The 13,856-nt window shown below is 71.1% G+C and carries 12 protein-coding genes; 2 read left to right on the top strand and 10 right to left on the bottom strand.

What is annotated here, in order from left to right:
* Positions 1 to 61 precede the first annotated feature (61 nt).
* From AB663_RS15675 to AB663_RS15650, 6 genes are read right to left on the bottom strand one after another with little or no spacing between them, the layout of a single operon-like run.
* On the bottom strand, positions 62 to 1,219 hold the full coding sequence (locus AB663_RS15675; RefSeq protein ID WP_067201335.1) for a mannitol-1-phosphate 5-dehydrogenase: 1,158 nt from the start codon (positions 1,217 to 1,219) through the stop codon (positions 62 to 64).
* The gene (locus tag AB663_RS15670) at positions 1,219 to 1,650 is read right to left on the bottom strand and encodes a PTS sugar transporter subunit IIA (protein ID WP_067201331.1); all 432 of its coding nucleotides are present in this window, start codon (positions 1,648 to 1,650) and stop codon (positions 1,219 to 1,221) included. The genes AB663_RS15675 and AB663_RS15670 overlap by 1 nt, the downstream gene beginning before the upstream one ends.
* The gene (locus AB663_RS15665) at positions 1,647 to 3,275 is read right to left on the bottom strand and encodes a PTS mannitol transporter subunit IICB (protein ID WP_067201328.1); all 1,629 of its coding nucleotides are present in this window, start codon (positions 3,273 to 3,275) and stop codon (positions 1,647 to 1,649) included. Before AB663_RS15665 ends, AB663_RS15670 begins: the two co-directional genes overlap by 4 nt.
* A gap of 44 nt (positions 3,276 to 3,319) precedes the next feature.
* Positions 3,320 to 4,987: a phosphoenolpyruvate--protein phosphotransferase gene (ptsP, locus tag AB663_RS15660; protein ID WP_083511279.1), complete on the bottom strand. Its 1,668-nt coding sequence runs from the start codon at positions 4,985 to 4,987 to the stop codon at positions 3,320 to 3,322.
* Positions 4,987 to 5,265, bottom strand: coding sequence for an HPr family phosphocarrier protein (locus AB663_RS15655; protein WP_067201325.1), 279 nt, complete (start codon positions 5,263 to 5,265; stop codon positions 4,987 to 4,989). Before AB663_RS15655 ends, ptsP begins: the two co-directional genes overlap by 1 nt.
* Positions 5,262 to 5,579 carry a PTS sugar transporter subunit IIB gene (locus tag AB663_RS15650; RefSeq protein ID WP_067201320.1) on the bottom strand — a complete coding sequence of 106 codons (318 nt, stop codon included), beginning with the start codon at positions 5,577 to 5,579 and terminating at the stop codon, positions 5,262 to 5,264. The genes AB663_RS15655 and AB663_RS15650 overlap by 4 nt, the downstream gene beginning before the upstream one ends.
* A gap of 168 nt (positions 5,580 to 5,747) precedes the next feature.
* Between AB663_RS15650 and AB663_RS15645 the strand changes: the two genes are divergently transcribed.
* Positions 5,748 to 7,670, top strand: coding sequence for a BglG family transcription antiterminator (locus tag AB663_RS15645; protein WP_067201318.1), 1,923 nt, complete (start codon positions 5,748 to 5,750; stop codon positions 7,668 to 7,670).
* 27 nt (positions 7,671 to 7,697) lie between these two features.
* On the opposite strand, the gene AB663_RS15640 is transcribed toward AB663_RS15645, so the two are convergent.
* From AB663_RS15640 to AB663_RS15630, 3 genes are read right to left on the bottom strand one after another with little or no spacing between them, the layout of a single operon-like run.
* Complete coding sequence (locus AB663_RS15640; RefSeq protein ID WP_067201315.1) at positions 7,698 to 7,964, bottom strand: HPr family phosphocarrier protein; 267 nt, start codon at positions 7,962 to 7,964, stop codon at positions 7,698 to 7,700.
* A 17-nt stretch (positions 7,965 to 7,981) separates the two neighbouring features.
* Positions 7,982 to 9,652, bottom strand: coding sequence for a phospho-sugar mutase (locus AB663_RS15635; protein ID WP_067201312.1), 1,671 nt, complete (start codon positions 9,650 to 9,652; stop codon positions 7,982 to 7,984).
* Positions 9,649 to 10,482 (bottom strand): purine-nucleoside phosphorylase, encoded by an 834-nt coding sequence (locus AB663_RS15630; protein ID WP_067201309.1) that lies wholly within the window; start codon positions 10,480 to 10,482, stop codon positions 9,649 to 9,651. Before AB663_RS15630 ends, AB663_RS15635 begins: the two co-directional genes overlap by 4 nt.
* Positions 10,483 to 10,530: 48 nt before the next feature.
* Here AB663_RS15630 and AB663_RS15625 point away from each other — a divergent pair, with 48 nt between their 5' ends.
* Positions 10,531 to 11,979 carry an NAD(P)H-quinone dehydrogenase gene (locus AB663_RS15625; protein ID WP_083511278.1) on the top strand — a complete coding sequence of 483 codons (1,449 nt, stop codon included), beginning with the start codon at positions 10,531 to 10,533 and terminating at the stop codon, positions 11,977 to 11,979.
* 68 nt (positions 11,980 to 12,047) lie between these two features.
* Here AB663_RS15625 and AB663_RS15620 read toward each other — a convergent pair whose 3' ends face one another.
* Positions 12,048 to 13,814: an acetyl/propionyl/methylcrotonyl-CoA carboxylase subunit alpha gene (locus tag AB663_RS15620; RefSeq protein WP_067201306.1), complete on the bottom strand. Its 1,767-nt coding sequence runs from the start codon at positions 13,812 to 13,814 to the stop codon at positions 12,048 to 12,050.
* Between the last annotated feature and the right edge of the window lie 42 nt (positions 13,815 to 13,856).

The following is a 13,856-nucleotide window of genomic DNA, read 5'->3' as shown; positions in this document are numbered from 1 at the left end:
GAGTGAGTCGATCGTAGCGCTGCCGGGAGCGCGCGGGAGGCCTGACGATGGTCGCCGCGTGTCAGGCGGTCGCCATGCGCTCCTGCCGGGAGAGGACGACGTCGCGGACCGCGGCGAACAGCGGATGCTCGGGATCGAGCCCCGTGACGGATGCCGTCAGCTCCACCGCGTCCTCCGTGCGCAGCCGCTCCTGCAGCTCGACCGCCTGGGGGTCGCCGGGGTCGGTGAATTCCAGCGCCGCCCCCACGGCCGCTACGAGGGCCCCCGTCGACAGGCCGCGTTCGGCCGCCATCGCCGCCGGCCCGATGAAGCGCTCGTTGCGCGAGAGCTTGCGCAGCGGCTGTCGTCCGACGCGCTCGACGCTGTCGGCGAGCAGCGGATTGCGGAAGCGGTGCAGGATCGTCGCCCGGTACTCGGCGAGGTCCTCCGGATCAAGGCCGTGCTCGGCCGCGAGGACGGCGGAGGTCTCCTCCAGCGCCGCCTGCACGCTCCGGGCGACCTCTGGGTCGGCGAGGGCCTCGGCGATGGTGCCGGCGCCGGCGCGTGCGCCGAAGTACGCCGTCGCGGCGTGGCCGGTGTTCACCGTGTAGAGCTTGCGCTCGATGTAGGGGGCCAGGTCGTCGACGAAGTGTGCACCGGGGATGGCGGGGAGGTCGCCCGCGAAGGGCCCGGCCTCGATGGCCCACTCGAAGTACGGCTCGACCGTGACGTCGACGCCCTGGCCCTGCGGCTGAGCGGGCACGATCCGGTCGACGGCGGTGTTAGCGAACACGGCGCGCGCGACCAGGTCCGCGGCATCCGCGCCTGCGGCGTTCTCGACCTCCGTGCGGAGCAGATCGGTCGCGCCGATGGCGTTCTCGCAAGCCATGACCTGGAGGCGGGGCGCGTCGCCTGCCCGCCTCCGCAGCCCTTCGACGATCGCGGGCGCCACGAACCGCAGCACGGCGGGTCCCACCGCCGTCGTGACCACGTCGGCTGTCGCGATCTCTTCCGCCACGGCGTCCGGGTCCAGGCGGCTGTTCACCGCCCGGAACCCGGTCACCTCGCGGTCGCGGCCGCCCGGTCCGGCCTCGTGCACGATGTACGAGCCCACCGCGTTGATGGCGTCGACGAGAGCGTCGGCCACGTCGGAGAAGACGACCTCGTAGCCGCCCTCGTGCAGCAGCAGCCCGACGAACCCGCGGCCGATGTTGCCTGCGCCGAAGTGGACGGCCTTCATCAGGAGTTCACCGCCGACAGCAGCTCGTACAGCTCCGCCGGCGTCTGCGCGGCGGCCAGCTTCGCGACCTCGTCCTCGTCGGAGAAGAGGATGGCGATCTGGGAGAGGATCTCCAGGTGCTCGTCGCCCTTGCCCGCGATGCCGATCACGAACGTCACCGGATCGCCCGACCAGTCGACGCCGCCGTCGTAGCGCACGACGGAGAGGGCGGAGTCGAGGATCGCGTCCTTCGTCTCGTTCGTGCCGTGTGGGATGGCGAGCCCGTTGCCCATGAAGGTCGACACGGTCTCCTCCCGCTGTCGCATCGCGTCGACGTATGCCGGGGTGACGGCCCCCGCCGCGACGAGGATGTCTGTGGCCTCCTGCAACGCGGCGTCCCGCGTGGCGGACCCCTCGTGGATGCGGACCTGCTCGGGGCGGAGCACGCTCATGACTGTTCCTTTCGCTGTTCCTGCACCATCTGGACGACCTCGTCGTACTTCGGCGAGTTCATGAAGTTGTCCACCGAGACGTGCAGGGAGTCCGGGGACTGGGCCTTGGCGCGATCCGTCAGCTGCTGCTGCGTGATGACGATGTCGGCCGTGCCGTCGAGGTTCGCGATGGCCTGGTTGACGATCGTGAGATCCTCGATGCCCGCCTTCTTGAACTTGTTGCGCAGCACGCTGGCGCCCATGGCCGACGATCCCATTCCGGCGTCGCAGGCGAACACGATGCTCCGCACGGGAGCGATCGTGGACGTGGCTGCCGCAGGGGCGGCGCCGTCGGACGCGGAGGCGGCCGTCGATGTCCGCAGCGCGTCCATGGCGGCCGACGAGCGGCCCTTGTTCGCCTCGGTCTGCGCGATGGCGGCGCCGAAGGCGTCGCTCTCCGCGGCGAGGTCGCGGCGCCGGGACGCGCGCAGGATGACGGCGGTGATGAGGAACGTCACGGTCGCTGCGACGACGACCGACAGATAGACGACGAGCAGGTTGCCGATACCGGAGCCGACGGCCGCCGCGGTGACGGCGATGATGCTTCCCGGAGCGGCGGGGAAGCCGAGGCCGCCGCCGAGCAGCATGTTCGTCGTGACACCGGCCGCGCCTCCGGCGATGAGCGCGAGGATGGTGGTCGGCTTGCTCAGCGCGTACGGGAAGTAGATCTCGTGGATGCCGCCGAAGAACTGGATGATGGCGGCGCCAGGAGCCGACGCCTTCGCCGCCCCCACGCCGAAGAACGTGAACGCCAGCAACAGGCCGATGCCGGGGCCGGGGTTGGCCTCGATGAGGAACAGGATCGACTTGCCGACCTCGGAGGCCTGCTCGATGCCGAGCGGCGTGAACACGCCGTGGTTGATGGCATTGTTGAGGAACAGCACCTTGGCGGGTTCGACGATGATCGACACCAGCGGGAGCAGGTTCAGGGAGACGAGCCAGTCGACGGCCGCGCCCAGCGCAGCCGAGATGCCCAGCATGACGGGGCCGAAGGCGAAGAACCCGACGATCGCGAGGATCATGCCCAGGATGCCCGCGGAGAAGTTGTTCACGAGCATCTCGAAGCCCGGGCGGATCTTGCCGTCCCAGATGCGATCCATCTGCTTCGTCAGCCACGCTGCGATCGGGCCCATGATCATGGCGCCCAGGAACATCGGGATGTCGGTGCCCACGATGACGCCCATCGTGGCGATGGTCGCGACGACGCCGCCGCGCTCGCCGTAGACGATGCGTCCGGCCGTGTTCGCGATGAGCAGGGGCAGGAGGTAGCTGACCATGGGGCTGACGAGCCCGACGTACGCGAGGAAGGTGCCGCCGTCGCCCTCGGCCAGTGCGGTCATCGCACCGTTCCAGCCGATGGCGGCCGAGTCGCCGCCGCCTCCGATGATCTCCGCCACCGGGGCCCAGTGCCACCCGAAGGGGCTGTCGGCGCCGAAGAACCCGGCGGGGATGAACAGCATGGTGATGAATCCCCAGGCGATGAACGCCGCGATGTTCGGCATGATCATGCCGGAGAGGAACGTGCCGAATCGCTGCACGCCCACGCGGAGCCCACCGGGTCTGGTGGCGGGTGACGTCGTCGTCATGATGTCTTCTCTTTCGTTTCGGGGGGAGGGTCTTCTCGGGAGGGTCAGTGTCGGGGGAGGGATGCCGCGAGCGCGTCTGCGGCCGTACGCGCGGCCGCCGCGTCGTCGGCGGCGAGAGCGGCCTCGGCGAGGCTGCGCGCTTCGTCGAGGGTGCGCTCGGCGAGGCTCTGGCGCACGTCGGCGAGGGCCGCGGGAGCCATCGACAGACTCGTCGCGCCCAGACCGACCAGCACGACAGCGAGGAGCGGATCCGCCGCGGCCTCGCCGCAGATGCCGACGGGCTTGCCCAGCCGTGCGCCCGCCGCTCCCACCTCGCGCACGAGACGGAGCACGGCGGGGTGCCACGGGTCCTGGAAACCGGCCACGGAGCCGAGCAGGCGGTCCGCCGCCATCGTGTACTGCGTGAGATCGTTCGTGCCGATCGACGCGAAGTCGGCGTGCGCGAGCACGCGGTCGGCGAGCAGCGCGCTGGCGGGGACCTCGACCATCACGCCCGCCGTCTTCAGCCCGTACTCGCGCGCGAGCGCCGTGAAGTACCGCGTCTCCTCGACCGTGGCGACCATGGGTGCCATCACCCAGAGGTCCGCGTCGGTCTCGGCATCCGCCTCGGCCAGCGCCGTCAGCTGCTCGCGCAGGATGTCCTCGCTGGCTCGGAGCGCCCGCAGGCCCCGCAGACCGAGCGCCGGGTTCTCCTCGTGCGCGTCGTTGAGGAAGGCGAGGGGCTTGTCGGCGCCGGCGTCCAGCATGCGCACCACGACCTTCTTGCCGGGGAACGCCGCAAGGAGCTCACGATAGGACTCCCGCTGCTGCGCCACCGTCGGCGCCTGCGACGCCGAGAGGAACAGGAACTCGGTGCGGAAGAGCCCGACACCCTCGGCCCCGCGCGCGACCGCGTCGGCGGCGTCGGCGGGCTTCCCCAGATTCGCCAGCAGCGCGATCGGCGTGCCGTCCGCAAGGGCGCCGGGAGTCGCCGGTGCGGTCGCTGCCGCATGACGTGCTTCTGCGCGCTGCGCTGCGCGTCGCAGCTCCTCGTCGCTCGGCTCCGTGATCACGAGGCCCGCGGCGGCGTCCACGATCACGGTGTCGCCGGTGCTGAGGTCTGCGGCGTCGCGCGCTCCCACCACGGCCACGATGCCCTTCTCACGCGCGAGGATCGCCGTGTGCGAGGTCGGGCCGCCGTCGATCGTGATGAGGGCGAGCACCTGGGAGAGATCGAGCAGCGCCGTGTCGGCGGGGGCGAGGTCGCGCGCGACGAGCACGAACGGATGACCGGGATCGGGCACACCGGGGGCCGCCACTCCGGTCAGATGCGCCAGCACCCGCTGCGCGATGTCGTCGAGGTCCGCGGCGCGCTCACCGAGATAGCCGCCGACCGCCTCGAGGGTCGCGCGGAACCCGGCGAAAGCATCGTGCACGGCCCACTCGGCCGTGGCGCCGTCGGCGATGCGCGCGTCGATCTCGTCCTGCAGCGTGGGGTCCTCGGCGATCATCGCCTGCGCCTCCAGCACCTCCTGAGCGGCGCCGCCGGCAGTCCTGCCGCGCTCGGCGAGCTCCCCTGCGACCGCGGCGACGGCCTCCCGAGCCCTGGCTCGTTCGGCATCCGCCCCCTCGGTGCTCGCCGTCCGCTCGGGCGCGGGCAGTGCCTCCGTCATCCGCACCACGGGGCCCTGGGCGACGCCCAGCCCGATCCCGACGCCGCGCAGCTCGCCCATCAGGCGCTCTCCTGGTCATGGTCCGTGGTGAGCAGCTCGGTGAGCGTGTCGAGCACGGCCTCGGCGTTCTCCCCGTCGGCGGTGAGGGTGACGTAGTCGCCGAACTCCACGGCGAGCGCGATCACGCCGAGGATGCTGGCCGCGTTGACGGGCGTGCCCGAGTCCTTGGCGATGGTGACCGGGATGCCCGCGTCCTTCGCGGCCTGTGCGAAGAGCTTCGCCGGTCGTGCGTGCAGCCCGTGCGCTGAGCCGATCCGGACGGTGCGTGAGACGGTCATGATGTTCCTTCCGAGAGGGCGGGGTCGTCGGCGACGGCCGCGCGGACCAGGGCGAGTGTGCGACGTCCGTCGCGATCGGTGAAGACGTCGTCGGGGAGGATGACGAGCGGCATCGGGAGCACCTCGCGCAGCTCTTCCGCGCGCTCGGCCAGATGCGGTCCGACGAGGATCACATCGGCGATCGACGGCGTCACGCCCTGCACGGTGCCTGCCGCGGTCTCCCAGTCCAGGCCCGCGGCCTGCGCGGCGCTTCTGAGCCGCTGCGCGACGAAGGTGCTCGAGGCACCAGCGGCGCAGATCACGAGGATCTTCATCGATTCCGCCCTCCTGAGAACAGTCTGTGAGTCGGGACCGGCACCGCGCCAACACGAAGATTTCCGCCCCCGCGGAACCCTGCTTCCGCCCTCCGGTGAGCGGGATGCTGGCATCATGGGAGGCGCCGCACAGGGTCGTGATGCCCTGCAACGAGGAGTCGGAGGGATATGTCGCGTCAGCGTCAGGACCAGGTCCTCTCCGCCCTCCTCCGCGAGGACGGCTGGATGACGGCGGCGAGCCTGGCCGATCTCATCGGCGTCACGCCGCGCAGCATCCGCTCCTACGTCGTCGCACTCAACGCCCGGCTGCCAGGAGGCGACGCCGTCGAATCGGGGCCGGCGGGCTACCGGGCAGGGCCGCTGGCCCGCGACGCCCTCCGGGCCAGACCGGGTGCCGAGGGCACGCCGCGGCGCCGGCTCCACTCGCTCGTGCGGATGCTCCTCGACGAGGGCGACGGCATCGACGTGTTCGAGTCGGCCGAGCGGATGCACGTCAGCGAGGCGACCCTCGAGGCGGATCTCACCCGAGTGCGCGCGCTGCTGGAGGACACCGGCCTCTCCCTCGAGCGCGATCGTGACGCCGTGCGGCTCGTCGGCTCGGAGGAGGCACGGCGGCGGCTGCTCAGCAGGCTCGCCCACGACGAGTCGGACGCCGCGTCCTTCCACCCCGAGGCGTTCCGCAGCGCGCTGGTCGGCAACGCGGTGGAGGCGAGCGCGGTGGGGCCGTTCAAGGCGGCGCTCGTGGAGGAGCTGAGCCTCCTCGGCTACTTCGTGAACGAGCTCGCCATCTCCGACGTGCTGCTGCACATCGCGATCGCGGCGGACCGCGTCGCCGCCGGTCACTCCCTCACGATGGAACCAGGAGGCGCCCGTGCCGAGATCCCCCGTGTGGGGCGCGTGCTGGCACGGCTCGCGCACGAGCACTTCGGCGTGCGGCTCGGCGACGGCGACAGCGCGCACCTGGCGTCGCTCGTGCTCACGCGCGTCGTCGCACCCGGAGCCGCGGAGACGAGGGACGCGGCGCGCAGCGGGGTGGAGCCGCACGTGGAGACGGCCGTCCGCGAGGAACTGGAGCGGGCAGCAGAGGAGTACCGGCTCGACCTCGTCGACGACACGTTCGTGCTGCGGCTCGCGCTGCACGTGCAGAACCTGCTGCGCCGCGCCGAGTCGAGCGGCCTGTCGCGCAACCCGCTCACGCGCTCGCTGAAATCGTCGTACCCCATGATCTTCGAGGTCGCCGTCTCGATCGCCAGCGGCCTGCACGACCGGCTCGGCTCGCCGATACACGATGACGAGATCGCGTACATCGCCATGCACGTCGGAGGCCGTCTGGAGCGGAGCCGCGCGGCCGCGTCGATGCTGACGGCGACCATCGTGTGCCCCGGGTACTACGAACTCCACGAGCTGCTGCGCTCGCGCGTCGACCGCGCGCTCGGCGCATCCATCGAGGTGACGAGCGTGGTGACGAGCGTGGATCCCCCGTGGGAGTCGTTCGACACCGATCTCGTGCTGACCACGATCGACCCCGCCATCGCGGGTGAGCGGTTCGTGCGCATCCACCCGTTCTTCTCCGACACGGATGCCGAGCGGGTGCAGCAGGCGGCGGCACGCCTGCGCCGAGCACGACGGCTGAACCGGCTCCGCGAGGAGCTGGCGCGCTATTTCCACGCGGAGGCGTTCGTGCATCCGCTCGCGGACACCGGCGAGGAGTCGATCATCCGCACGCTCGGCGGGCTGCTCGTGCGGCAGGGGCTCATCGGCGACGACTACGTCGAGAACACGATCGTGCGTGAGCGGATGTCGTCCACGGCCTTCACCGACGCGCTCGCGGTTCCGCACGCGCTGCAGATGACCGCCTCGCGGACGGCCATCGCGATCGGGGTGGCAGACGGCTCTGTCGCGTGGGGCGACGGCAGGGTGCAGGTCGTCGCGCTCGCGGCGTTCAGCGAGAGCGACCGTGCCGCGTTCCAGACGGTCTTCGAACAGCTCGTCGAAGTGTTCAGCGAGCGGGAGAGCGTGCAGCGCATCGTGCGTCGCGGCACGAGCTTCGAAGCCTTCCTCGATGAGCTCGTCGCCGTGATCGACGGGTGACCCCCGCGAGACGGCAGGCGGCGCCGGTCAGGGTAGCCGCGGGGCCAGCACGTCGGCCATCGCGTCGAGGACGGCATCGGATGCCGGACCGTCGACGGTCGTGAGCTCCACGGTGTCGCCCTCGGCGAGGGCGAGATCCATGACGGCGAGCACGCTCGTGACGTCGGCCTCCGCGCCGTCGGCGGTGCGCACGACGACCGGCCGGCCGTAGGCGAGGGCGAGACGCGCGAGCTCAGCCACCGGGCGCGCGTGAACGCCGTTGTGCGCGCTGATCGTGACCCGTCTCGTCGGCATCGTCGCCCTCGCCGTGCTCAGGAGCGCTCGGCGAGGAGCGCCCGCACGCCCGTGTCGAGCTCCGCGACCGTCTCGCGCGCCCGCTCGGCGGACTCGGCCTTCGCGTCGATGTACACCTTCAGCTTCGGCTCCGTCCCGCTCGGCCGCACGATGACTCGCGCCCCGTCGGCGAGCCGGTACCGCAGCACGTCGCCGGTGGGTGCGCCCGGCGCCGCGTTCAGCAGGTCCTCCGCCGCGCCGATGGGATGCGCGCCGATCATGGTCGGCGGCAGCGTGCGAAGCGACAGCATCACGTCGGCGATGATCGACACGTCGTCGACCCTGATCGACACCTGGCCGCTGGCGAAGTGGCCGTAGGTCTCACCGAGCTCGTCGAGCAGGTCGGCGATGCCGACGCCCCGATCGCGCGCCTCGGCGGCCAGACCGAGCACGGCGACGGCGGCGGAGATGCCGTCCTTGTCGCGAACTGTACCGGGGTTCACCAGGTACCCGAGCGCCTCCTCGTAGCCGAAGACGATCCCGGGCGCCCGCGAGATCCACTTGAAGCCCGTGAGGGTCTCGTGGAAGTCCAGGCCGTGGTGGGCGGCGATCGCCCCGAGGCCGGGAGAGGAGACGAGCGAGCAGGCGAGGGCGGCGCCGGGCGTGCCCTGTGCGGCGCGTGCGGCCCTCGCCCCGAGCAGCAGGCCGACCTCGTTGCCGGTGAGCCGGCGCCATCCGCCGTCGGCCGAGGGGTCGGGGATCGCGACGGCGAGGCGGTCGGCGTCGGGATCGTTCGCGAGGATGAAGTCGGCCTGCACTCGGCGGGCCTTCGCGAACGCCAGATCCATGGCGCCAGGCTCCTCCGGGTTCGGGAAGGCGACGGTGCGGAAGGTGGCGTCGGGGGAGAGCTGTTCCCCGACCACCATCGGCTGGGGGTACCCGGCGCGCTCGACGATCCGCGACAGGGTCTCCCATCCGACGCCGTGCATGGCTGTGTACACCCAGCGCAGCCCTGACGCGCTCGACGGCGCCGGTGCGACGGCGGCCGTCGCCTCGATGTACGCCGAGACGACGTCCTCGCCCGCGGTCTCGTACGAGGCGGAGCGGGGGAGCGCGCCGACATCGCCCGCGTCGGCGACCTTCTCGATGTGCGCGGCGATCTCGGCGTCGGCGGGCGCGACGATCTGCGAGCCCGCGTCGGCACCGCCGAGGTACACCTTGTAGCCGTTGTCGTTGGGCGGGTTGTGGCTGGCCGTCACCATGACGCCTGCGTCGGCTTGCAGGTGACGCACCGCGAAGGCGAGCACGGGCGTGGGCAGGAGCCGCGGCAGGAGCACGGCTCGGAGCCCTGCGCCGGCGAAGATCTCCGCGGAGTCGGTGGCGAACACCCGGGAGTTGCGCCGGCCGTCGTAGCCGATCACCACGGTGGGCGCGCGATCCGGCGACTTCTCGCGCAGGTAGGCGGCGAACCCGGCGGCCGCCTGCGCCACGAGCACCCTGTTCATGCGGTTGCTGCCGGCGCCGAGCTCTCCGCGCAGCCCGGCGGTGCCGAAGGCCAGGCGCGATCCGAAGCGGTCGTCGAGCTCGGCGACGGCGTTCTCGTCGCCGGAGGCGGCGCGGGTGATGAGGCCGGCGAGCTCGTCGCGGGTCTCATGGTCGGGGTCCTGCCGCAGCCACGCCCTCGCCTGCGCGAGCCTGTCCGCGCTCATAGCGCCTCGACCACGTCGGCGAGGAGCTTGGTGATGACCGGCTCGGCGAGCCGGCCTGCCTCGATGACCTCGGCGTGGCTGAGCGGCGTCTCCTGGATGCCGGCAGCGAGGTTCGTGATCAGCGAGAACCCGAGCACCTCCATGCCCGACTCGCGTGCCGCGATGGCCTCGAGGGCGGTCGACATGCCGACGATGTGACCGCCGATGATCTTCGCCATCTGCACCTCGGCCGGCGTCTCGTAGTGAGGTCCGCGGAACTGGGTGTAGACGCCCTCGTCGAGAGTGGGGTCGACGGTGCGGGCGATGTCGCGGAGGCGCTGGGAGTAGAGGTCGGTGAGGTCGATGAACGTCGCGCCCTCGAGCGGGGAGTCGGCGGTGAGGTTGATGTGGTCGCTGATGAGCACGGGCTGGCCGGGCTTCCACGTCTCGCGGATGCCGCCGGCGCCGTTGGTCAGCACCATGATGGTGGCTCCTGCGGCAGCGGCCGTCCGCACGGAGTGCACGACCCGGCGCACGCCGTGGCCCTCGTAGTAGTGCGTGCGTGCGCCGATGACGAGCACGTTCTTGCCGTCGGGGGTGCGGATGCTGCGCAGCGTGCCGACGTGGCCCTCCAGCGCGGGCTTGGAGAAACCGGTGACCTCGGTGGCGGGCACGGTGGCGACGGTCTCACCGATGATGTCGGCGGCCTTGCCCCAGCCGCTGCCGAGCGTGAGGGCGATGTCGTGCTTCTCGACGCCGGTCAGGCGCGCGATGTCGGCCGCGGCTTCCGCTGCGACCTCGAACGGGTTCGCTGCGGGGTCGTCGAGGGGGTTGCTGTGAATCTCGGACATGGATCCACTCTAGGAAGGTGGAAGGCCGGTCGCCAGGATTGCGGAAGAATGGAGATCATGTCTTCCACCACTTTCGAGCGCACTCAGCGCGTCGCCGTCCTCGGCGGCGGTCCCGGCGGTTATGAGGCGGCTCTGGCCGCCGCTCAGCTCGGAGCCGAGGTGACGCTGGTGGAGCGGGTGGGCGTCGGCGGCTCCGCCGTGCTCACCGACGTCGTGCCGTCCAAGAGCCTCATCGCCACGGCCGACGCCGCGGTCGCGATCTCCGAGGCCAGCGACCTCGGCGTGCAGTTCTACGCCAAGGGCGAGAACGGCAAGCCGCTCAAGCCCGAGATCGCCATCAACCTCGCGGCCGTCAACAAGCGCCTCATCGCCCTCGCCGGCCAGCAGTCGGAGGACATGCGCACGACGCTGCTCGAGGCCGGCGTGCGCATCCTCTCCGGGCACGGTCGGCTCGAGGGGCCGAATGCCATCGTGGTCTCCACCGGCCAGGGCGGCACGGACTTCGATCGCGTCGAGGCCGACACGATCGTCGTGGCGGTCGGCGCCTCGCCCCGCGAGCTCGACTCGGCCAAGCCCGACGGGAAGCGGATCCTCACGTGGACGCAGCTCTACGACATGAAGGCCCTGCCCGAGCACCTGATCGTCGTCGGCTCCGGGGTGACCGGCGCGGAGTTCGCGTCGGCGTACATGAACCTCGGCGCCGAGGTCACGCTCATCTCCAGCCGTGAACAGGTGCTCCCCGGGGAGGATCAGGACGCGGCGCGCGTGCTCGAGAAGGTGTTCAAGCGCGGCGGGATGCAGGTGCTGTCGAAGTCCCGTGCCGACAAGGTCGAGGTGGTCGACGGCGGAGTCGTCGTCACGCTCGCCGACGGAAGGACGGTCGAGGGCACCCACTGCCTCATGGCTGTCGGGTCGATCCCGAACACCGCGGGGATCGGTCTGGAGGAGGCGGGGGTCGAGCTCACCGAGTCCGGCCACGTGCGCGTCAACAGGGTCGCCCGCACCTCGGTGCCGAACATCTACGCGGTCGGCGACTGCACGAACTTCTTCCCGCTCGCGTCCGTGGCCTCGATGCAGGGCCGTACGGCGGTGTTCCACGCGCTCGGCGACATCGTGATCCCGTTGGAGCAGATCAAGATCACCTCCAACATCTTCACCGCGCCCGAGATCGCCACGGTCGGCTTCTCGGAGAAGGACGTCGAGGACGGCGTGGCCGACGGGCTCGTCTACAAGCTCCCGCTCGCCGCGAACCCGCGGGCCAAGATGATGGGCATCAAGGACGGCTTCGTGAAGCTCATCGCGCGCAAGGGGTCGGGCACCGTCATCGGCGGGGTGATCGTGGCGCCGAAGGCGTCAGAGCTCATCTACCCGATCGCGGTCGCGGTCGAGCGGCGGCTGACGGTCGACCAGGTGTCGCGCGTGTTCGCCGCCTACCCCTCGCTCTCCAGCAGCATCACCGACGCCAGCCGCGCGATGCACCTCGTGAACATCAGCTGATCCCCGCGCAGCACGCCGGATACGACGAAGGCCCCACCGCGGTGGGGTCTTCGTCGTACGAGACGCGGTCAGCTGATGGTGAGCAGCTGGTGACCGGCGGAGACCGTGGAGCCGGCATCCGCGTTGATGTTCCCGACGACGCCGTCCTTGTGCGCCTGCAGCGGCTGCTCCATCTTCATGGCTTCGAGCACCACCACCAGGTCTCCCTTGACGACCTGCTGGCCGTCCTCGACCGCGACCTTGACGACCGTGGCCTGCATGGGCGACTTGACGGCGTCGCCGGAGGCGCCCGCGCTCACAGCGGTGGCGTGGCTGCGACGCGACGGCGGGACCGCCGCGGGGCGACCCGCCGTCCCCGCTGCAGCGGCGACGCGGTCGGGGAGGCTCACCTCGAGGCGCTTCCCGCCGACCTCGACGACGACCGTGTGGCGACCCTCGGGAGCGGCGGGCGACTCGAGCTCGCCGTCCCACGCGGGGATGTCGTTGACGAACTCTGTCTCGATCCACCGGGTGTACACGCCGAACTCACCGTTCTCCGCCGTGAATGCGGGGTCGCGGACGACCTTGCGGTGGAACGGCAGCACGGTGGGGAGCCCGGCGACCTCGAACTCGTCGAGAGCGCGGCGCGAGCGCTCCAGCGCCTCCGCGCGGTCGCGCCCCGTCACGATGATCTTGGCCAGGAGCGAGTCGAACGCGCCCGACACCGAGTCTCCGGCGGTCACGCCCGAGTCGAGGCGGATGCCGGGGCCGCCGAAGGTCTTGAAGACGTGGATGGGGCCCGGCTGTGGCAGGAAGCCGCGCCCGGGGTCCTCGCCGTTGATGCGGAACTCGATCGAGTGCCCCTGCGGAGCGGGATCGTCGTAGTCGATGGTGCCGCCGGCGGCGATGCGGAACTGCTCGCGCACGAGGTCGATCCCGGTGACCTCCTCGGAGACCGGGTGCTCGACCTGCAGGCGCGTGTTCACCTCGAGGAACGACACGGTGCCGTCCGCGCCGATGAGGAACTCGCACGTTCCAGCGCCGACGTAGCCGACCTCCTTGAGGATGGCCTTGGATGCCGCGTACAGCTGCGCGTTCTGCTCTTCCGTGAGGAACGGAGCCGGCGCCTCCTCGACGAGCTTCTGGTGACGGCGCTGCAGCGAGCAGTCGCGCGTGGAGATCACCACGACGTTGCCCGCGGCGTCGGCGAGGCACTGCGTCTCGACGTGACGCGGCTTGTCGAGGTACTTCTCGACGAAGCACTCGCCTCGACCGAAGGCGGCGACGGCCTCGCGGGTGGCCGACTCGAAGAGCTCGGCGACCTCGTCGAGCTCGCGCGCGACCTTCAGACCGCGCCCGCCACCGCCGTATGCCGCCTTGATCGCGATCGGGAGACCGTGCTCCTTCGCGAAGGCGATGACCTCGTCGGCGCCGGCCACGGGGCCCGGCGTGCCCGGCGCGAGCGGTGCGCCGACCTTCTCGGCGACGTGTCGCGCGGTGACCTTGTCGCCCAGGGCCTCGATGGCCTCAGGGGAGGGGCCGATCCAGGTCAGGCCCGCATCGATGACGGCGCGGGCGAACTCCGCGTTCTCGGCGAGGAAGCCGTACCCCGGGTGCACCGCGTCTGCGCCGGCGCGGCGAGCCACCGAGAGGATCTTCTCGATCTGCAGGTACGTCTCGGCGCTCGTCGATCCGCCGAGCGTGTAGGCCTCGTCGGCGAGACGGGTGTGCAGGGCGTCGCGGTCCTGGTCGGCGTAGACGGCGACCGAGGAGATCCCCGAGTCACGCGCTGCGCGGATGATGCGTACGGCGATCTCGCCGCGGTTGGCGATGAGAACCTTGGCGATATCAGGCATGAATGCCAGCCTAGCGATCAGGTGAGCGATCCCTTTGACGAC

Source organism: Microbacterium sp. XT11, from assembly GCF_001513675.1.
Classification (GTDB): Bacteria; Actinomycetota; Actinomycetes; order Actinomycetales; family Microbacteriaceae; genus Microbacterium.
The sequence above is the reverse complement of the archived record's forward strand: the minus strand, read 5'-3'. Positions and strand labels throughout refer to the sequence as shown.